The sequence below is a fragment of the Fodinisporobacter ferrooxydans genome, assembly GCF_022818495.1.
In the GTDB taxonomy this organism is placed as follows: Bacteria; Bacillota; Bacilli; order Tumebacillales; family MYW30-H2; genus Fodinisporobacter; species Fodinisporobacter ferrooxydans.
Genome location: NZ_CP089291.1, coordinates 2653401 through 2673264, shown reverse-complemented (window position 1 = coordinate 2673264; position 19864 = coordinate 2653401). Strand labels below are relative to the sequence as shown.

Genomic DNA, 19864 nt, shown 5'->3' with positions numbered 1-19864 from the left:
AATTTTATCAATTTAAATCACACTCCAACTAGCTTTCCCCAATCAATTTTGTAGTATGATAAGAAGAGGCAAGTGAGCCAATGATCAAGGATTGGAGGTAATACATGTGCAAAAAGCCATCGAGTTGTTACATAACGGAATGACATTGCGGGGAATGGAGCACATTCCAAAACTCCGGGACGAGGAAAAACTGCCTGCAGTCATCTTGTTTCATGGATTCACAGCAAACAAATTGCAGGAACACCGGATGTTCCTGAAGCTTTCCCGCTCACTGGAGAACTTGAGGATCGCCTGCTTCCGCTTTGACTTTCTCGGCAGCGGCGAAAGTGACGGAGATTTTGAAGACATGACCGTCAGCAAAGAGCTTGAGGAAGCAAAGGCCATTTTGCAGTTTGTGCGGCAAGATCCCCGCATTGACCCGCATCGGATCAGTCTCCTTGGATTAAGCCTTGGCGGTCTTGTCGCAAGTGTTCTGGCAGGAGATCATCCTGCGGAAATCGACAAGCTTGTTTTGTTGGCGCCCGCCGGAAACATGTATGAGATCATTCAGGACATGGCGCATGCGTATCTGGCTAATCCGGATTTGAAAGTCATCGACATTGGCGGCAATCTCGTCGGCCGCGCGTTTCCCGAAGACTTAAAGACGATTGCGGTATTTGAGCGGGCGGCGCATTTTCAAGGACAGGTATTGCTGATTCACGGCATGAAAGATGCCTCTGTTCCTTATCAAATTGCCGACATCTACCGGGAACGTTCCTATGGATCCCGATTGACGGTAAAATGGATCGAAGATGCGGATCATACATTCAACAAGTATGAATGGGAAAAAGAGCTGCTGGAAACGGTGTGTGTGTTTCTGAAGTGATCCCCCGCCCCCCTGGAATTGATTGTCGGGCGGCAGTCGGGCGGCGCATGGTGCGCGTTTTTTCGATTGTATCGTTTGCAAGGCATTTTTATGAAACAAATACAAGATATTTTTATAAAACAAAATCCGTGAATTCGAGTATAATGAAAGAATATTCTAACACAGACAAAAAGCATTCCCTGTCATGAATGCAACTATTTAACATTGGAGAGGAAACTGATGTCAACACAATTAAGGCATGACATTTTGCAATTGCTGCACGAAAACAGCAAACTGCAGCCAGATACGATTGCAGATATGTTAAACGTTTCCAAGGAAACGGTGGAAAAAGCGATTGCGCAACTGGAACGGGAACACGTGATTTTGCGCTACTCCACGATTATCAACTGGGATAAGGTGGATCATCAGCGTGTAACAGCCATGATCGATGTCAAAGTGACACCCCAGCGGGAAGTGGGATATGATGCACTGGCTGAGCGCATCTATCGTTTTCCCGAAGTGAAATCCTTGACACTGATGTCAGGAGCGTATGATTTTAGTCTTGTCGTCGAAGGATACAGCGTCAAAGATATCGGACTTTTCGTATCCGAAAAATTATCGACGATTGAACATGTGCAATCCACGACCACTCACTTTATTTTGAAACAATACAAAGAAGATGGCGTGATATTCGAGGACCGGGAAGAAGACCAACGGCTGGTGATCACACCATGAATGGACGTTCCAACCTTTATGACCGCTTGTCGCCCGTCGTCCGCTCTTTGCCTCCTTCAGGCATTCGCAAGTTTTTTGATCTTGCCAATCAGATGGAAGACGTGATTTCTCTGGGTGTTGGAGAACCGGACTTTGTCACGCCCTGGCATGTGCGGGAAGCTTGCTTTTACTCACTGGAGAAGGGGTTTACCACATATACATCCAATTATGGATTGCCGCAATTGCGGGAAGAAATCGCAAATTATCTGGCAGAAACCTGTCAAATCACATATGATCCCAAAGATGAGATCTTGGTCACGGTCGGTGCCAGCGAAGCGATTGATTTGGCGCTGCGAACCATTCTTTGCCCGGGAGACGAAGTATTGTTTCCGGAGCCGGCGTATGTGTCGTATCAACCTTGTGCCACTTTGGCTGGCGGCATATCTGTCGGAATTCAAACATATGCGGAAGATGATTTTAAATTGACGCCGGCTGCATTGGAACGAGCGATCACCCCCCGTTCCAAAGTCTTGTTGCTCTGCTTCCCGAATAACCCCACGGGAGCCACGATGAGCCGGGAAGACCTGCAAGGGATTGCCGATGTGGCAATCAGGCATGATTTATTTGTTATTAGCGATGAAATCTACTCGGAATTGACATATGACGGCTCCCATGTCAGCATCGCTTCCTTGCCGGGCATGCTGGAGAGAACTGTCGTTGTCAACGGCATGTCCAAAGCATTCGCCATGACCGGTTGGCGCATCGGCTATGCAGCGGCGCCCAGAGAAATTTTATCGATGATGGTAAAAATCCATCAATATACGATTCTTTGCGCGCCCATTATGGGACAGATGGCTGCACTCGAAGCGTTGCGCAACGGGAAGCAGCACAAAGATGAGATGGTCAAACGATACGATCAGCGTCGGCGCTTGATCGTCAACGGATTCCGGGAGATCGGCCTCTCCTGCCATGAGCCAAAAGGCGCATTTTATGCGTTCCCGAGCATTCAGAACACCGGATTGTCTTCCGAACAATTCGCTGAGCTGCTTTTAATGGAAGCAAAAGTCGCGGTCGTGCCTGGCAACGTGTTTGGCAAAGGCGGCGATGGATTTGTACGCTGCTCCTATGCCACATCCCTCGACCAGATTACACAAGCATTGGAGCGCATGCAGAGATTTTTGGAAAAAGTGAAGCAAGGGGATTTTGTGGAACAGTTGGCAAGCGTATAGGTTTTGTTGCAGTTTTTGGCAAGATTTTTGCAAAATTTTTGTCGCATACCTTTTCGTATTTAAAAACCAGGGATGGGTCAATGGAAAATTCCATGAGTCCATCCCTAGTTGGATTCTTTGCATCATGACAACTTGTCTCCTCTATTCCTTTACAATTGAAACGCTTGCTTGATGTCTTCCGGCCATTCGATTTCACAGAAAATGGGTTCTCTCGTATAGGGATGATCGAATTGCAGCGCATATGCATGCAACGCTTGCCTTCCAGCCGGGAGCAGCGGCACCGCTGCTCCACCATACAAGGAATCCCCCGCAATCGGAGCGCCCAGATGGCTCAGATGCACGCGAATTTGATGGGTCCGTCCAGTCTCCAGCTGCAATTCGATGATTTTACATGAACCGATCCCAGGCGCATCTTGCGTTTTGATGACCTGGTAGCGCGTGATTGCAGGAAGCCCTGACTTGCTGATCACACGCTTTTGTCGATAGTAGCGATCACGGCCAATGGGTAGAGAAATCGTTCCTTTGGTTTTCGGCAATCGACCTTGTATAATGGCCCAATAACGACGCAATATATGTTTGTTTGCCAGTTGTTGATCAAGCAAGCGATGGGATTCCGCATGTTTTGCATACAATACAAGTCCTGATGTATCTTTATCGAGACGGTGCACATGGCGAGGTTTGATCATGACCCCTTGCTGCAAGTAATGAAACGCCACCACTGCATCCAAAGTTCCCCGCCGGCCCGGTCGATCCGGATGCACCAACATGTCTGCCGGCTTATTTACAACCAGACAATGCTCATCTTCAAAGACCAATTCCACATCCGGATGGTAGTCCGGTTCGATGCCATATCCATTCTCCGGCACGATTGGCAATCGTATACGCATGCCCGGCTGCAAAACCATATCCCGGTCTTGCCAGGCAATCGCAGAATCGCCAATCCATACCTTTTGCTCCTGAAACAATTGCCGGAAGCGACTTTCCTGCAGGCGAAATCCCTCTGCCAGACAGGAAGCAAGCGGCTTCCCCTGCCATCTTTTATCAATTCTCGAATGCAGCCAATCCCCATCCCGATGTATTTTCATGCTCGTAAACCTTTCTTTATACAGTTCTGAATATTTTATTACTCAACATATTTTTTATATTTCCGTATGCTCATATCGCCATAAGCCTCAAATTTCTATAAACCCCATATTGCCATAAGCCTAATAATGCGTGTTCAAAAAGTAGTTAAGCAAGACACAAGGAGTGCGAAGTCGAAGCACGAAAAGGCGACGGAGTGTACGTATTTGGTACATGAGTAAGACGTTTTGGGATTCGGCAAAGCAATCCGCCGTGGAGTTTTGACTACTTTTTGAACATCCTCTAATATTGTTTGCATATACTTGATACGCTTTTTTTATATGCTTGTTTCTTGAACCACTGCCTTTCCGGGAACATTTCCCTTCTACATCTCCTTAATCCATGCATTTCCACATACGTTTCCATTTGCAAATAGTATCTGCATTCTTTCTTTATACCCTTTAAAACCGTCATATGCTCTTTTCGTAATGTAACGCACTTTCCTTCCAATCTCAACTTCACCACAAGAAGAAAACCCTTTCATGAAAGATGTTTTGTGGTACTATAAACATAAGAAAAAGATTTAGGGGTGCGAACAAATGAAACAACATCAATTTACGCTTACAGGCAAATGGCAAGGTGGTCGGAACGGTCAAGGAACCATTGTTACAAACGGCCTCGAAACAACTGTGTCAGCCCCTCTCAATATGAACGGATTGGGAATCGGAACCAGTTCCGAAGAAATGCTTTTAGGCGCTTCTGCTACTTGTTACCTGATTACACTTGGACTTATGTTACAGAAGCGAAACATCGACGTAGAGGAATTAACCATTCAATCCCAAGGCATTTTGGTAGAAGATCCCGTATTGCGTTATGACCGCATCATTCATCGCCCCATAATCATAATCAAAGAAAACGATCCGGAAATGATCCAACAGGCGCAAACAATCGCAATACTTGCAGAACGAAATTGCATGATATCTGCCGCGATCCGCGGCAATGTGGATGTACAAGTAGAGCCAACCGTAACGTCTTCATGAAGGCATTGGTGTAACGAAAGTATTGGAGTGCCGCAATCAAGCCGAAACGGTAAAAGTAGTCAGCAAAACCACCTATACAAGCAAAGAAGACTTACAAATAAACAAAAATAAAAGAATCTAGAGAATAAGAGCACACACAAATTCACTGAACTGTGAAATACGCAGTAGACAAATGTTGTTAAGAAGATGGAAGGAAAACAAACAACAAATTTACATTTCACAGTTCTCTCTTCACAGCACAACGAAACATCTTCACAGCCTTAAGTTGAATTTTTTCTTTAAACATGTTATTTTAGATAGCGATGTTTCAATTACTTTTCGTTACATTTAACAAATGGGAGCGGATGGGTAGCTGGTGCGCCTCGCGGTCTTCAAAACCGAGTGCGTCGGATGGTGTCCGATGGGTGGGTTCGATTCCCACACGTTCCCGCCAAAAATGTTGATTTGACGCGGTTTATCGGGTGTGAATACGATGTGTGAAACGTCGTGTGAACGCTGGTTAAACCGTGTGCGTACATTTTAAGCACACAGTCTCGCTTTTCGACTAAGCCCACAGTCTGGGTCGTTCTAAATGTTGAAAAGGAGGCTTTTTTTTATGCCAAAAATGCCATTTGAAGAACGTAATAAAGAACGAAAAGATGCCGTCGGAAGTGATTTTGATAAAGCATTACAAGTTTTTATTGCCGACAGGAAACGAATGGGACTAACTGACAGAACGATTGAATGGTAAGAGGAAGTTCTAGGCGATTACTTTCGACGGTTTCTACAAGAGAAACAAATGCCCCTTGAACCAAACAAATGGATTTCTACAGATATTGAAGATTACATGGATTATCTGATTCACGAACGTGGCTGTAAACCTGTAACGTGCAAGAATCGTTTTTCCGCTATTCGTGCATGGTGTAACTTCCTCTATCGTAAAGGTTACATTGAATCAAATCCCGTTGCAGATTTGGCTCCGATGAAAGTCAAAAAGGAAGTCACAGTACCACCCGTTCAACGGGTGGCTTGATTTTGCCCCTATAAGGGGCATGGTACTGGCTGCGCCTAAAGGCGCGGTTTCGCCAGCCATTTTTACCGGCTACCCCTAAAGGGGTTTATTTAGATGCCTTGTCTTCGATGATATCCGCTTCTTCTTGCTTCTGAATGTACTCTCGAATCACATCTTTATGGATTCCGACCGTACTTACATAATATCCTCGTGCCCACAAATGTCTGCCGCCCCCTTGTTTCATTTGCGGGAAGCAATCAAATACCATGAGGGCACTTTTCCCTTTCAAATATCCCATGAATTCCGATACACTCAGTTTTGGCGGAATCTTCACATACATGTGTACATGATCCACACTGATGCTGCCCTTAACCAACTCAACATTCTTATATTCGCAGAGTGTCCGCAGAATTTCTCCGACTTCCTTTCGAATCTCTTTGAAGAAGACTTTTCGGCGAAATTTCGGGATGAATATGATATGATAACTACAATCCCACCGGGTGTGGGCTAGACTACTACCACCCATGGGTACCGTCCCCCTTTGCTTGAGAATTTGGCTGGCGAAACCAATTCCCAGTATAGCAAATGGGGACTTTTTCATATCACGTCTCACGGCACTTCCTGTTCAGTTCTCCCAGGCATAGCCCTATGCTTAACCCACTACGTTTCCAATTAATAGGGATCCATGATTCAGTTCCTCCTCATAGACGCCTTAAAATCTCTGCTGAACTCAGCGGAGATTTTTTTGTACACTTGACTCATGAAGATACAAGGACGAAACCTCTCCCAAGAAGATATTCAGTGGATTTGCACACTCATGTCGGATCACCCGGACTGGCATCGCACCCGTCTTTCACGGGAAATTTGTAGTGCATGGAATTGGGTTAACGCGAAAGGTCAACTCAAAGACATGGCTTGTCGCACGATGCTTCTCAAATTAGAACGACTCGGATACTTTCGTTTACCCGCTGCACGCACCGTTGGCGTTGGAAATTCGGTGATAGATCGCACACCCGTTGCCCATTCTTCAACCGACATCGTCTGCTCTCTTCGTGAACTTACGCCTCTTCAAATCAACGTGGTTCGGGATGCCGCATCATCAAAATTATTCAAACATCTGCTGGCGGAGTATCATTACCTCGGTTTTAACGGTATGGTAGGCGAGAATATGAAATATATGGTATACGACTGGCAGAAGCGTCCACTGGCCTGTTTCCTTTTTGGCTCTGCTGCTTGGAAAGTCGCTTCTCGCGATGAATGGATCGGTTGGGATCCTTTAACCCGGCAAGCGGGCCTGCACCTCATTACCAATAATATGAGATTTCTGATCTTACCTTGGGTCAAGGTTCCTCATTTGGCCAGCCACTTGCTCGGAAGATTAGCCAGACGTATAAGCGACGACTGGATGCAAAAATACGGACATCCCATCTATTTACTCGAAACGTTCGTCGAACAGAACCGTTTCTGCGGCACTTGTTACCTAGCCGCTAACTGGATACGTGTCGGTCAGACCCAAGGCCGAAGCCGCAACGATACCGACCGTACATTGCAAGTCCCTGTCAAAGACATCTATCTTTATCCGCTTATTCCTGACGTGCGTGAGGTGCTGACTCATGAAACGTGACGAGCCAAAGGCTGACGTGAATCGTTACATCAAAACTATGCCCATGGCAGGTGAAGATAACTATGTCATCAACTACAGAACGCATGGACGTAAAACACTGGGCCTATGAAGAGTTTAAAAACTTGGGAATTAACTGTGGCAGAACCATCAAACGGTTCATCCGAACCATGGGTACCTTGTCCAATAAAATCAACGAGTCTATCGCGGCGGCTAGCGCAAAGAAAAACGTCAGAAACCGATTGAGGACAAAGAAAGCTATAAATGGTTGGAAAGTATGGACAAAAGTCAGCTTGGCATTCCGAAAGGAATCCGATTGGTGCACGTTGGCGACCGCGAAGCGGATGTGTATGAGTTTTTTGACCATGCCACCATGAGCCATCAAGACTTTCTCGTAAGAGTGGTGCAGAATCGAAACACAACCGAAGCTTGCAAACTGTTTGACAAAGTGAGAAATGAGCCGCCAGCGGGTGAAATCGTCGTTGACATTCCTAGGGATACCCGCCGAAATGTACCTCAAAGGACGGCCACACTTGCAATCAAATATTGCAAAGCGAATGTACACGCACCTGCCAATACACCCAAAGAATTTCGCAAAAACGCAAGCGTGACCTTGTGGATCCTGCTTGTCCAAGAAATCGATCCTCCCCAAGGCATGGAACCCATCGAATGGTACTTAGCCACAAGCATGGACATTACCAACGTGGATGAAGCCATGGAACGGGTGACCTGGTATATGCACAGATGGAAAATTGAACGATTTCATTACATTTTAAAAAATGGCTGTGAAATCGAAGAATTACAAAATAAAAAAGCCGAACGTATCCAAAAATTAATCCTCATGTATTCGATTATTTCCATTCGTATCTTGAGTATGACCTATAAAGCAAGACAAAATCCGGAGACCCCCTGTACAGAGTTCTTAGAGGAACAGGAATGGAAGGTATTATATTGCATTGCCAATCGGACTTCCACGATTCCTCCCATCGCTCCAACGATCAAGGAGGCCGTATCGTATCTGGCCAAACTTGGGGGATTTTTAGGCCGTAAAGGAGACGGTGAGCCCGGTGTTAAAGTAATTTGGAAAGGATTGACCGAGCTCAATATTGTTCTTAAACATTACAACTATCTGTCTCCATAATTTGTATGCTTTGTGGGTCAAGCATAAGGCATAGCCTGGGGCTTAATATTTGAGTTATTTGATTGAAAAAGAAAGCCAGCCTAGTGATTAGGTTGGCTTTCTGTTAAAGGAGTTACTTATGCACGGTAGGAATTCCTTTAGAATACGCAGAATAGTCAGTGAAATACCCAAGCCAATGTACATAGTTGATAATTGTATGCATGCGGATTTTTTATCTTTATGGATATACGCCGATTCGAGTTTTTGTCCTTCTTAATATAATAACCCATCCGACTTAAAAGGAGGAAAACCAAATGTACGGAGCTTTTGGTCAATCTTCTTGCAAGCGTGATCGTTGGTATTATTATTCATCATTTCTTTTAAGAGATCATGATTACACAAAAAACCACCTAGCAAATAACGTTAGGTGGCATTGTTTTGTTTGGCTCTATCCTGTCTTGATACCAATCGTCTCGGTACATCCTCCCACGTCACCCAGGATTCGCACTATTATTTGCCTATGGGGTCTCTCCTTGACAAACGGAATAGGCACGCTATAAAGTAAAGCTAACTTCGAGAAACAGCTTCTTGAAGCCATCTTTTTTAGGAGGTACATATGAAAGAAGACTTCCGTAGTTTGTTTAAAGACAATCCCATTGTTGCAGGAATCAAAGATGATACGGGACTTGAAAATGTGCTTCAATCCAGTTGTGATATTGTCTTTGTCCTATACGGGGACATTTGCAACATTGGGACGATAGTTGACAGAGTCAAAAGTGCAGGAAAGTACGCTTTTGTAGATGTAGATTTAGTGAAGGGCACAAGCAGCAAGGAAATCGTCGTGGATTTCATTAAACAAGTGACCAAGGCGGACGGTATCATAAGTACCAAAGGGCCGATTATCAAAGCAGCGAAAGCACAAGGATTCTTTACGATTCACCGGTTCTTTCTGGTGGACTCATTCTCGTTCCATAGCCTTCCGAAGCAAATTGAGACGTCCATTCCAGACTGCATTGAAATTCTGCCGGGTTGTATGCCCAAGGTGATTAGCTGGGTACGAGATATCGTCAATGTTCCTATCATTGCCGGTGGGTTAGTGTGTGAAAAGGACGACGTAGTCGCTGCGCTGAAAGCAGGAGCTGTATCGATTTGCTCTACTTCCACAGACATTTGGGACAACGTTTAAGAAATGTCGATTTGGGTGTGGACCAACAAGAAGGTAATCCCGGCGGTTTACAGAGGAACGGTGCTGCCAGGATTGCCTTCTTTGTTTTGTCCATCTATTTTGAAGAGGTTACGGGGCAATTATTTCAAAAAGTCAACCGGGATGATGTTGCCAGCGTTCATGATGTTGTTCGGATCGAACGCGTTTTTCAACGTCTTTAAGATATAGAACGAAGAACCGTATTCTTCTTTAATCCAAGGTGCTCTCGCTTTCCCGACACCGTGGTGATGAACCATGGTACCACCAGCCTTGAGGGCTTCTTCGACGATGATTTTGTTAATTGGATTGTGATACTTGTGAATCTCTTCTTCCGGTGCACAGTTGACATCGTAGTAGTAGACAAAGTACATGTTGGTGCCGTTTAGATAGCTGTGAGACGAGTGGCCACCCATCCAGGTGATGTCTGGAATCTCGTTCTTTACCCGTTCAATCGAGCGAGTGTAGATTTCGTGAATGCAATCCCAACATCCAGCTACTTCGGTGGTAAAGCCCATGTTCTTCGTTTCACTAATTTCAATGCGTTCTTGTTCCACTTGCTCTAGACCCCAGTTCAAGCGAGCGAACCAATCTTCAATCAATTGGCTGTCGACTTTTTGACACTCTGGGTACTGTTTGACGACGGCTTCGATGCCTGCACCGGTAGCCTCTGCAATGCCTTTCGGTCCTTCTGCCATAAACACGAGCACGCATTCATCGTTTGCAAAATGCGAGAAGTGGCCTTGAGCATCGGCCGCATCGTAGAGACGGGCGACGGACGGCTTGTAACCCTCTACCATCACTTGGCGCAGAATCTCGAAACCAGTTTTCATGCTGTCTAGCGTGTAGCCGTAGAACAAGTTGTTTTCCGGCATGTATTTGAAGATTTTCACAGTTACTTCGGTGATGTAACATAGCGCGCCCTCGTTGCCAATGATGACGTGGCGAATGTCTGGGCCTGCTGCGCGCCGTGGCACGTTTTTGATTCGGGTGATCTCGCCGTTCGGGAACACGGCTTCGAGTCCAACTACCATGTCTTCAATGCCGCCGTACAGGGTGGAGAATTGACCAATGCTTCGGGTTGCGACCAATCCGCCCATTTGTGCAAGCGGTTTTGATTGAGGTGAGTGAGCCGTCGTATATCCTTTGGCCTGCAGAATTTCATCGAGCTCTTGCAGGTTCACGCCGCATTGGCAAGTCACTTGCATGTTGCATTCGTCAATCTTAATGATTTTATTCATGCCTGAACCATCGAGCACGATGTGGTTTTCTTTGACGGATTCCAACATTTGCTCCAGTGCAGAGAAACCGGTACGCGGAATGACGTTGATGCCGTTTTCGTTGCAATACTTAAGAACTTCAGCGACTTGTTCGGTGTTTTCTGGTTTGACAATCGCTGCCGGAATGTGCTGCGTATACACACCGGAGATGAATTCGTACTTTCGGAAGCGGTCGACACTACTTTCTTTCAATATATGTTTGTCAGTGATGACACGTTCCTCGCTAACGATTCCTTTTACGCCTTGAACAACCTGCTCTCGGGTCAATGACATCTTAAGAACTCCTTTTCTGTGTTCTGAAATTTGCCCAGAAACGCAAAAAAAGCAAACCCCAATCAGGGTTCGCTTTTCTCAGACCTCTAGCGCCTGATTCACATCATAGTACCATCCCCCCTATGATGTCAACAGAAAAATGTAAGCGCTAAAAATTTCGTATAATGGCATTGACACAGTTTCTATATGGATGTAATATCGAGGAAAGTGGTTGCTAGAGCTGATGAGAAAAGCGAACCCTCTCTTGGGTGTTCGCTTTTTTGTTTTTCCACACGCTATTTTAAAGTAGTTTTTATAAAAAGGAGCAAGGTGAAATGACTATCTCAGATTTTTCAATGGACTTCTTTTCACTGAAAGGCAAGAACGCAATTGTCACCGGCGGCAACACAGGACTCGGTCAGGCATTCGCTTCAGCCTTGGCGAAAGCCGGAGCGAACCTCTTTATTCCGAGTGTGATGGATGATGGCGGCGAAACCCGGGCGCTTATTGAAGCTGAAGGTGTCAAGATGGAGTTTTTGAAGATTGACATCACGGCTGATGGAGCTGCCAAGACGATTATCGATGGTTGTGTAAACGCATACGGGAGTGTCGACATCTTAGTTAACAGCGCAGGCATCTGCAAGTTGGCATCGGTTCTCGAGTTTGAAAGACACCATTGGGACCCGATGATAGATGTAAACTTGACTGCTGCTTTTGACTTGTCCCGCGAAGCTGCAAAGCGCATGGTGCCGCAACGCAGCGGGAAAATCATCAATGTCTGTTCGCTCTTTTCGTTCCTTGGCGGCCAAATGTCGCCCGCTTACGCAGCTACAAAGCATGCGTTAGCAGGGTTTACGAAGGCGTACGCGGATGAACTAGGGCAATACAACATTCAAGTCAATGGCATTGCACCTGGCTACTATGCAACCGAAATCACGAAAGTAACGAGAAGCAACCCGGAAACGAATCAACGTATTCTCGATCACATCCCGGCCAATCGTTGGGGCGATACGTTAGACTTAATGGGAGCTACGGTGTTTTTGGCGAGCAAGGCATCCGACTATGTGAACGGGCATCTCCTTGTTGTTGACGGCGGGTACCTGGTTCGTTAAGACCAAGGAGTCCTTGCGTCGCAGTTTCAATGAAGAGGTGCTGACATGGGTACGAAATACATTATCGGTGTAGATAATGGGTCACAAAGCTCGAAGGTTACCATTTTTGACACAGAAGGTCGAGTCGTTTCAGAAGGCAAACAGGCTTTGCGTCCGATGAACCTGCCGAAACCAGGGCACGTTGAACATCCGGATGACGACCTGTGGGAGTCAATCGTCATCGCGTGTCGCAAAGCCATGGAGAATTTCACGGGAAATCCTAATGACATCATTGGCGTTGGCTTATGCACCATTCGCTTTTGCCGGGCGCTTCTTCGAGAAGACGGCAGGCTTGCATATCCGGTATTGAGTTGGATGGATGTGCGTGTATCAAGTCCATATGAACATGAGGACGATTCCGTTCGCTATGTGACGACTTCTTCGGGATACATTACACACCGTTTCACTGATCGGTTTGTTGACACGGCTGCCAATTACCAAGGTCAGTGGCCGATTGACACGGATACGTGGGACTGGAGTGACGACCCGGAGGTCATCAAGCACTTCCAAATCCCGAAAGAAATGCTGTTCCAACTGCAAATGCCTGGCACAGTTCTGGGCAAGGTGACCGCTGAGGCGTCATGGGAGACGGGCATACCGACAGGGCTTCCGGTCATCGCGACCGCCAACGATAAAGCGGTAGAAGCGTTGGGATCGGGCTCCTTGGAAGGTCATACTGCGCTTGTTTCACTGGGGACGTACATCGCAGCGATGATTCACGGCCCGAAGAACTTGAAAGAGACGAGTCACCTGTGGACGAATTTCTCCTCCGTTCCGAACCGCTATTTGTACGAAAGCTTTGGCATTCGCCGCGGGATGTGGACAGTCAGTTGGCTGACCAAATTGCTAGGCGGCGGTGTTGCCAGTGAAGCTCGGGAGTTGGGCATTTCTGCGGAGGAATTGCTAAACCGCGAAGCGAGCCAAGTGCCGCCTGGATGCAACGGCTTGATGACTGTTCTCGATTGGCTAGCGCCGTCCGATGCACCATACAAACGCGGTTCTATACTCGGGTTCAATGCCTCACACACTCGAGCGCACATGTACCGCTCAATATTGGAGGCGATTGCACTGACCATGAAGAACCGAACCGACGAAATGTGCCAGGAACTCGGCATTGAGCTGGAGAGTCTGGTGTTGTCTGGCGGCGGATCAAAAAGTGACTTGATGGTCCAAATCTTCGCGGACGTGTTTGGAAAGCCTGTGTCGAGAAACGTCTTCAGCGACGCTGCTGGATTAGGCTCTGCAATTCTAGTTGCGACCGCACTTGGCATCTACGACAGCGTAGATGAAGCTGTTCAATACATGGTCAAGCGCCAAGACACCGTTCAGCCGATTGCTGAGAACTACGCTTTTTATCAAAAGTTTAATGAAGAAGTCTATCGAACCATTCCTCACTACAGCAGCGATGAAATCTATAAAAGAGCGTACTCCATCTTTGGCGATTGAATGGTGGACCGCAAAACTGGCTTCAAGTATGTAGAAGCGATAAAGAAGGGGAGCTTAGATGACGGTAACATTCGAACACGTTACAAAAGTTTACCAGGGAAACAAGGCTGCAATTAGCGATTTGAATCTGGAAGTCAAGACAGGCGAACTGATGGTGTTCATTGGTCCGTCCGGTTGCGGAAAGACCACCACGCTTCGCATGGTGAACCGACTGGAAGAACCGACCTACGGAAAGATTGAAATTGACGGCCGTGAAATTAAAAGCTACAACGAGCACGAGTTGCGTAGGAGCATTGGCTACACGGTCCAACAAACCGGTCTGTTCCCGCACATGACCATTCGCGACAACATTGATCTCGTCCCGAGCCTGCTTGGATGGCCGAAAGACAAGCGCGAAGCGCGTATCCGGGAACTGTTGAACCTCGTAGATATGAAATACGAAGACTTCGCACATCGCTATCCGCGGCAACTGTCTGGTGGTCAGCAACAACGTATTGGCGTCTTGCGGTCGCTGGCAGCTGACCCCCCGATTATCTTGATGGACGAACCTTTTGGCGCACTCGACCCGATTAGCCGCGAGACCCTCCAAACCGAGTTGAAGCGGTTGCAGGAACGATTGCAAAAGACGATTATATTCGTCACGCACGACATGGATGAAGCGTTGCGCTTGGGAGATAGAATCACCGTCTTTGAAACCGGAAGGATTGTCCAAGTGGGTACGCCTGAAGATATCGTGCACAGACCGCAAAACGAATTCGTCTCCTCGTTTGTGGGGCGTCGAATAGGTTTTGGCCAAACCAGGAAGACAGCAGTAGATGTAGCTGAGCGCGAATTGAAACTCTATAAGGAAACGGCCCAAGGGCACTTGTACATGGCGCCTTATGTAGACCAATTCTATCTAGTGGATTCTTCAATGACGTATCTCGGAAGTGTTCGTAAAGAAAGCGTTTCCGATGGAGGCGCATTGGAAGTTACGAAGTCAGCCGCCTTTGGTTATTCTGTGCCAGCCAAAGAAGTGGTTCCGATTTTGATGGAAGTGAACGAGATACCGGTTCTGGATGAATCAAACCGCCTTGTCGGGGTTATCACCAAAACCTCTGTTTTGAAGGTGGCACAAGAGTTGTTTGGGGGCGGGGTTGCATGAGTTACCTCAGCTACATCTGGAGTACCTATGGTGGCCAAATTACACAGGCGTTTTGGCAGCATTTGTTTCTAGTGGGCTTTTCGCTTGTGGTAGGTGCAGTGTTGTCCATTCCCCTCGGCATCTATTTGACGAGAAGCCGTAAACTTTCGGGGCCAGTCATCAGTGTTTTGTCCATCATTCAGACCATACCTAGTCTAGCATTTTTTGCGCTGTTGTTACCGATTCTTGGCATTGGGATCACGCCGGCTCTCATCGTTTTGTTCCTTTATTCATTGTTGCCGATTGTACGCAACACCTACACGGGTGTGAAATCGGTCGATCCGGAACTCATCGATGTAGCCAAAGGAATGGGAATGACATCTTGGCAACGACTCATCAAGGTTGAACTTCCGTTGTCCGCCCCACTCATTGTGGCAGGGCTCCGTTTATCTACCATTTATCTTGTGAGTTGGGCCACTGTAGCAGCCTTGATTGGGGCTGGCGGATTTGGAAACCTGATTTTTGCTGGAATTGACAACTACAACAATGATTTAATTCTGTCGGGCTCAGTCCCAACCGCGTTGATGGCCTTTGTAGCCGGACTCATCTTCACATTCATTCGACGCTTGGTGACACCTGCCGGACTACGGGGGGCGAAAAAATGAACTTTGGTTCTGGAGATATCGCTTCTCAAACCTGGACACATTTCTATCTCTCCGTGTTGGGGACGGTCGCCGGTGGCGTCATTGGTCTCCTGTTGGCCATTGTTTGTCGCAAGCGTCCGAAACTCGCAACCTTCTTTATGGGTATCGCTGAAGTGATACAAACGTTTCCAAGTATTGCGCTCTTGGCAATTCTCTTGCTTGTGTTTGGGCTTGGAAACACGACTCTTGTGGTCGCGTTAGGACTGTACGGCATTATGCCGGTCCTGCAAAACACCTACGAGGGTCTCACATCGGTTGACTCAGTCTACCTGGATATCGCCAAAGGGATGGGGATGAAACCGAGTCAAATTTTCTGGCGAGTGGAGTTGCCGATGTCGATTCCTGTCATTCTGGCGGGGTTTCGGGTCTCACTCGTGACTTCCATTGGCATTGCCACCATTGGGGTCTTCGTCGGAGCTGGGGGTCTTGGGGTCTTGATTTTTAGAGGACTGCAAATTTTAGACAATCAATTGTTGCTGGAGGGGGCGATTCCGGCAGCTTTGCTCGCCATCGTAGTAGAGCTGGTTATGGTGTATCTGGAAAAACGCATGAGCCAAAAATACGGTAAATAAATAAGGGGGAAATCAAATGAAGAAGGCAGTTTTATCCGTATTGTTAGTAGGTTTAGGCGCAACCGCAGTTGCTGGTTGCGGTACGCAAAGCATCAGTAACAGCGGCGGAACCAGCCAATCCAAACCGACGATAATCGTCGGTTCGAAGAGCTTTACTGAAAACATATTGGTTGGTGATATGATGTACGACTTGCTCAAGCAGGGTCTGCCAAATGCAGCCATCCAGAACAAACAGAACCTCGGCGGCACCATGGTTCCTTGGAATGCACTGCAATCCGGGCAACTCAGCATGTACACCGAGTACACCGGCACAGGTTTGATTGACATCTTGAAACAGCCCGTCAGCCATGATGCGAACTACACCTACAACTACGTATCGCAACAATATCCGCAAAAATTCAAGATTGACTGGATGAAACCGCTTGGCTTTAATGACACTTACGCAATTGCTGTGCCGAAAGCATTTGCAGAAAAGTACAACTTGAAAACCATTTCCGACTTGGCCAAAGTCGAAAATCAAGTAACCTTTGGAGCTGAACCGGAATTCTTCAGCCGTCCTGACGGCTATGCAGGTTTGACGAAGGCCTATGGCTTGAAATTTGTATCAACCAAGGAAATCAACGTTGGCTTGAAATACGAAGCTGTCAAGAAGGGTGACGTTCAAGCGATTGACGTATTCTCGACCGACGGCCAGTTGATTAAGTACAACATGGTTGTGTTAAAGGATGACAAGAACTTCTATCCTCCGTACTATGCAGCACCGATTGTTCGTGAAGATATCATCAAAGCATACCCACAGATTCCAGACATCTTGAATCAATTGGCCGGTAAAATCACGAACAAACAAATGCAACAAATGAACTACGACGTCGACGTGAAGCATGAATCGGCCGACACAGTAGCTAAGAAATTCTTGCAACAAGCTGGCTTGTTGAAATAAGGAGTAGTCGTCATTTGTGATTTTTTGCTGGTACAGAGGTCGCGATGTAGAAACCTGCATGCATCGCGACCTCGCCAAGACGTTGTCTGGTTCAGATTCAGCAAAGGTTCATCAGCGCTGTTGACTACCAATCCGGAAGAGGGGGACATGTTGTTGCTATTTCCTCTCCTGATTTTTGTGCTTGAGGTCATTTACGTGACCATTATGACAACCCGGTGGATCATCTTAGTGAAGGGACAAAGGGTGATAGCGTCGTTCACGGCATTGTTCGAACAGATGTTATATGTCTCGGCGTTAACTCTGGTTGTCACACACTTGTCTGATCCTTGGCGGATTCTTGCTTATGCAGCTGGGTACGCAGTTGGAACGCTTGTTGGAAGTTGGGTGGAAGATCGAATTGCGGTCGGTAATATGGCGCTGCATATCATTACCACCAACTTGAATATGGCGGGAACACTGCGGAGTCTCGGCGTGGCCGTTACATCTTGGGAAGGCTTAGGGAGAGACGGCACTCGCGAGGTACTGCTCGTCGTCATTCGACGCAAGACCATCCGAGAAGTCATGGAAGAAATCCACAGAGTCGACCCGAACGCGTTTGTCACGCGGACCGAGTTGCATTCTCTAGCTGGTGGTTTCGTTCACTCGCGGAGACTCTTCAAGATGAATAAATGGAAGCTAGAGCGCTAGGGAGGACAGTGTTGAAAATCACTTCGATTGAGATCAAACAATATTTGTTGCCCTTGAATCCGCCTTTCAAGGCCGCTTGGGATCCGAATCCACGAACTAAATTCGCCTCTACCTTGGTCTACGTTCACACGGACGAAGGAATCATGGGTGTTGGTTCCAGCGATCTGATGTTTGGCTTTGGAAGGACACGAACACTTATTCATTGGAAACAGTCCGTTTCTCATTGAACAACACTCGCAAGTATTGGATAATATTGATTTTCATTACGGCCGTTGTTCGCACTTGATTTGGCGTTCATATCGTCGAAGCCGTGCGGAAGGCTGTCGGCGGCGCTCCGTCGACCAAGTAACACCCAACAGATAAGGGGAGGAGAAAATCAGATGGAAGCAGCAAAATTGGAATGGGCTCAAGAGTGGTTGGCGAAACCCCGCCGCATGTATATCAAAGGTGAGTTTCGCACCAGCGAAGACAATGAAACCATGGAAACCATCAATCCTTCGAACGGTCAGGTTTTGGGTTCCTTTTATCGTGCAACCAAAGCGGATGTGGACGCTGCAGTGGATGCAGCACACGAAGCGTTCCACAACGGACCATGGCGTAAGATGTCAAGGAAGGAACGCGCAAAAGTCTTGCACCAAATCGCGGACGCGATCCGTCGCCACCAATGCGAGCTGTCAACGCTGGAGACGTTGGATAACGGCAAGTTGTACAGCGAATCGTGGTACGACGACCTCATTGAAACAGCGGACATCTTCGACTACTACGCTGGCTGGACTGACAAGTTTTACGGTGAAACCTCTCCGGTCGATAGCGAATTTCTGAACTATACGGCGCGCGAACCTGTCGGCATTTGCGGACTGATTGTTCCGTGGAACTACCCGATTCTGATGGCATCCTGGAAACTCGCGCCAGCACTCGCGATGGGCAACACAGTTGTGTTGAAACCGTCTGAAGTGACATCGCTCTCCGCGATTCGCCTGTTTGAAATCCTTCATGAAGAAGTGGGACTTCCCAAAGGCGTGATCAATCTCGTCCTTGGCAGCGGTGAGGTTGGATCGATCATTTCAAACCACATGAAGGTCGACAAAATCGCCTTCACAGGCAGCACTGCAGTCGGTAAAAAGTTACTGCACGGATCAGCTGATTCGAACTTAAAAACCATCTCCCTAGAGCTCGGCGGAAAGAGCCCCAACATCGTCTTCGAGGACGTTCCGGACATCGATTTTGCTATTGAACGCTCTTTCTATGGCCTGTTCACGCATAAAGGTGAGAAGTGTTCCGCACCAACCCGTCTGTTTGTACACAAGAAACACTACGATACGTTTGTGTCTCGAATCGCAGATCTGGCAAACTCCTATGTGCTTGGCAATCCGTTCGATCCGAATGTTCACCAAGGCGCCCAATCTTCCAAGGCCCACATGAAGAAAATCCTCCGCTACATCGAATACGGCGTAGAAGATGGTGCTCTCCTTGTAGCGGGCGGACATCGTGATACGACCGGAAGTAATGCGGACGGATATTTCGTCCGTCCGACGATTTTCGCTGATGTCGATAACAAGATGAGGATTGCTCAAGACGAAATTTTTGGACCTGTATTGCCGATTATCCCATTTACCGATGAAGACGAAGTGGTTCGCATGGCGAACGACACGACCTACGGGTTGGCTGCAGGTCTTTGGACGAAGGACATCAGTCGTGCTCATCGCGTTGCTTCCCGTCTTGAAGCTGGTATGGTCTTTATCAATAAATACGGCTGCTATGATTTTGCAGCGCCATTTGGTGGTTTTAAACAAAGTGGTTGGGGCAAAGAGTACGCGATTCACTCGCTCGAGTCCTATACCAAGGTAAAATCCATCTGGGTTGCATTGTAACAGATTATTTCGCATG

General features: G+C 47.2%; 18 protein-coding genes, 1 tRNA gene and 2 pseudogenes. 18 read left to right on the top strand and 3 right to left on the bottom strand.

The genetic code is table 11. The annotated features are described in order from the left end of the window. The first annotated feature begins 106 nt into the window (after positions 1-106). From LSG31_RS12650 to LSG31_RS12640, 3 genes are all read left to right on the top strand, one after another. Positions 107-865: an alpha/beta hydrolase family protein gene (locus LSG31_RS12650; RefSeq protein WP_347435464.1), complete on the top strand. Its 759-nt coding sequence runs from the start codon at positions 107-109 to the stop codon at positions 863-865. Between the two features lie 219 nt (positions 866-1084). Next, positions 1085-1579: an Lrp/AsnC family transcriptional regulator gene (locus tag LSG31_RS12645; RefSeq protein ID WP_347435463.1), complete on the top strand. Its 495-nt coding sequence runs from the start codon at positions 1085-1087 to the stop codon at positions 1577-1579. After that, positions 1576-2787 carry an aminotransferase class I/II-fold pyridoxal phosphate-dependent enzyme gene (locus LSG31_RS12640; RefSeq protein WP_347435462.1) on the top strand — a complete coding sequence of 404 codons (1212 nt, stop codon included), beginning with the start codon at positions 1576-1578 and terminating at the stop codon, positions 2785-2787. The genes LSG31_RS12645 and LSG31_RS12640 overlap by 4 nt, the downstream gene beginning before the upstream one ends. Before the next feature lie 149 nt (positions 2788-2936). Here the strand turns inward: LSG31_RS12640 and LSG31_RS12635 are convergent, their stop codons facing one another. Continuing rightward, positions 2937-3872: an RluA family pseudouridine synthase gene (locus LSG31_RS12635; RefSeq protein WP_347435461.1), complete on the bottom strand. Its 936-nt coding sequence runs from the start codon at positions 3870-3872 to the stop codon at positions 2937-2939. Positions 3873-4448: 576 nt separating this feature from the next. On the opposite strand from LSG31_RS12635, the gene LSG31_RS12630 reads away from it, so the two are divergent. From LSG31_RS12630 to LSG31_RS23370, 4 genes and pseudogenes are all read left to right on the top strand, one after another. Continuing rightward, complete coding sequence (locus LSG31_RS12630; protein WP_347435460.1) at positions 4449-4889, top strand: OsmC family protein; 441 nt, start codon at positions 4449-4451, stop codon at positions 4887-4889. Positions 4890-5225: 336 nt separating this feature from the next. Then, a tRNA-Sec gene (locus LSG31_RS12625) sits at positions 5226-5322 on the top strand. A 162-nt stretch (positions 5323-5484) separates the two neighbouring features. Beyond that, the gene (locus LSG31_RS12620) at positions 5485-5619 is read left to right on the top strand and encodes a hypothetical protein (protein ID WP_347435459.1); all 135 of its coding nucleotides are present in this window, start codon (positions 5485-5487) and stop codon (positions 5617-5619) included. 27 nt (positions 5620-5646) lie between these two features. Then, positions 5647-5901: pseudogene (locus tag LSG31_RS23370) on the top strand (phage integrase SAM-like domain-containing protein); the annotation flags it as partial. Positions 5902-5986: 85 nt separating this feature from the next. Here the strand turns inward: LSG31_RS23370 and tnpA are convergent. After that, on the bottom strand, positions 5987-6406 hold the full coding sequence (gene tnpA, locus LSG31_RS12615) for an IS200/IS605 family transposase (RefSeq protein WP_347435458.1): 420 nt from the start codon (positions 6404-6406) through the stop codon (positions 5987-5989). A gap of 291 nt (positions 6407-6697) precedes the next feature. Here tnpA and LSG31_RS12610 point away from each other — a divergent pair, with 291 nt between their 5' ends. The 3 genes and pseudogenes from LSG31_RS12610 (at position 6698) to LSG31_RS12600 (ending at position 9807) form a co-directional block, all read left to right on the top strand. Beyond that, positions 6698-7504 (top strand): Druantia anti-phage system protein DruA, encoded by an 807-nt coding sequence (locus LSG31_RS12610; RefSeq protein ID WP_347435457.1) that lies wholly within the window; start codon positions 6698-6700, stop codon positions 7502-7504. Between the two features lie 232 nt (positions 7505-7736). Further along, positions 7737-8642: pseudogene (locus LSG31_RS12605) on the top strand (IS4 family transposase); the annotation flags it as partial. A 595-nt stretch (positions 8643-9237) separates the two neighbouring features. Next, positions 9238-9807 carry a glycerol-3-phosphate responsive antiterminator gene (locus LSG31_RS12600; RefSeq protein ID WP_347435456.1) on the top strand — a complete coding sequence of 190 codons (570 nt, stop codon included), beginning with the start codon at positions 9238-9240 and terminating at the stop codon, positions 9805-9807. A gap of 119 nt (positions 9808-9926) precedes the next feature. On the opposite strand, the gene LSG31_RS12595 is transcribed toward LSG31_RS12600, so the two are convergent. Beyond that, the gene (locus tag LSG31_RS12595; RefSeq protein ID WP_347435455.1) at positions 9927-11375 is read right to left on the bottom strand and encodes an FAD-binding oxidoreductase; all 1449 of its coding nucleotides are present in this window, start codon (positions 11373-11375) and stop codon (positions 9927-9929) included. A gap of 314 nt (positions 11376-11689) precedes the next feature. On the opposite strand from LSG31_RS12595, the gene LSG31_RS12590 reads away from it, so the two are divergent. The 8 genes from LSG31_RS12590 to LSG31_RS12555 all read left to right on the top strand — a co-directional run bounded on the left by LSG31_RS12590 (position 11690) and on the right by LSG31_RS12555 (position 19848). Further along, positions 11690-12466, top strand: coding sequence for an SDR family oxidoreductase (locus tag LSG31_RS12590; RefSeq protein WP_347435454.1), 777 nt, complete (start codon positions 11690-11692; stop codon positions 12464-12466). A gap of 45 nt (positions 12467-12511) precedes the next feature. Then, complete coding sequence (locus tag LSG31_RS12585) at positions 12512-13951, top strand: FGGY-family carbohydrate kinase (protein ID WP_347435453.1); 1440 nt, start codon at positions 12512-12514, stop codon at positions 13949-13951. 58 nt (positions 13952-14009) lie between these two features. After that, complete coding sequence (locus tag LSG31_RS12580) at positions 14010-15095, top strand: betaine/proline/choline family ABC transporter ATP-binding protein (RefSeq protein WP_347435452.1); 1086 nt, start codon at positions 14010-14012, stop codon at positions 15093-15095. Next, positions 15092-15739 (top strand): ABC transporter permease, encoded by a 648-nt coding sequence (locus LSG31_RS12575; RefSeq protein ID WP_347435451.1) that lies wholly within the window; start codon positions 15092-15094, stop codon positions 15737-15739. The genes LSG31_RS12580 and LSG31_RS12575 overlap by 4 nt, the downstream gene beginning before the upstream one ends. Continuing rightward, on the top strand, positions 15736-16350 hold the full coding sequence (locus tag LSG31_RS12570) for an ABC transporter permease (protein WP_347435450.1): 615 nt from the start codon (positions 15736-15738) through the stop codon (positions 16348-16350). The genes LSG31_RS12575 and LSG31_RS12570 overlap by 4 nt, the downstream gene beginning before the upstream one ends. Before the next feature lie 16 nt (positions 16351-16366). Beyond that, on the top strand, positions 16367-17290 hold the full coding sequence (locus LSG31_RS12565; protein ID WP_347435449.1) for an ABC transporter substrate-binding protein: 924 nt from the start codon (positions 16367-16369) through the stop codon (positions 17288-17290). Between the two features lie 147 nt (positions 17291-17437). Continuing rightward, positions 17438-17977: a DUF2179 domain-containing protein gene (locus LSG31_RS12560; protein ID WP_347435448.1), complete on the top strand. Its 540-nt coding sequence runs from the start codon at positions 17438-17440 to the stop codon at positions 17975-17977. A gap of 380 nt (positions 17978-18357) precedes the next feature. Continuing rightward, positions 18358-19848 carry an aldehyde dehydrogenase family protein gene (locus LSG31_RS12555; RefSeq protein WP_347435447.1) on the top strand — a complete coding sequence of 497 codons (1491 nt, stop codon included), beginning with the start codon at positions 18358-18360 and terminating at the stop codon, positions 19846-19848. Positions 19849-19864: the final 16 nt, after the last annotated feature.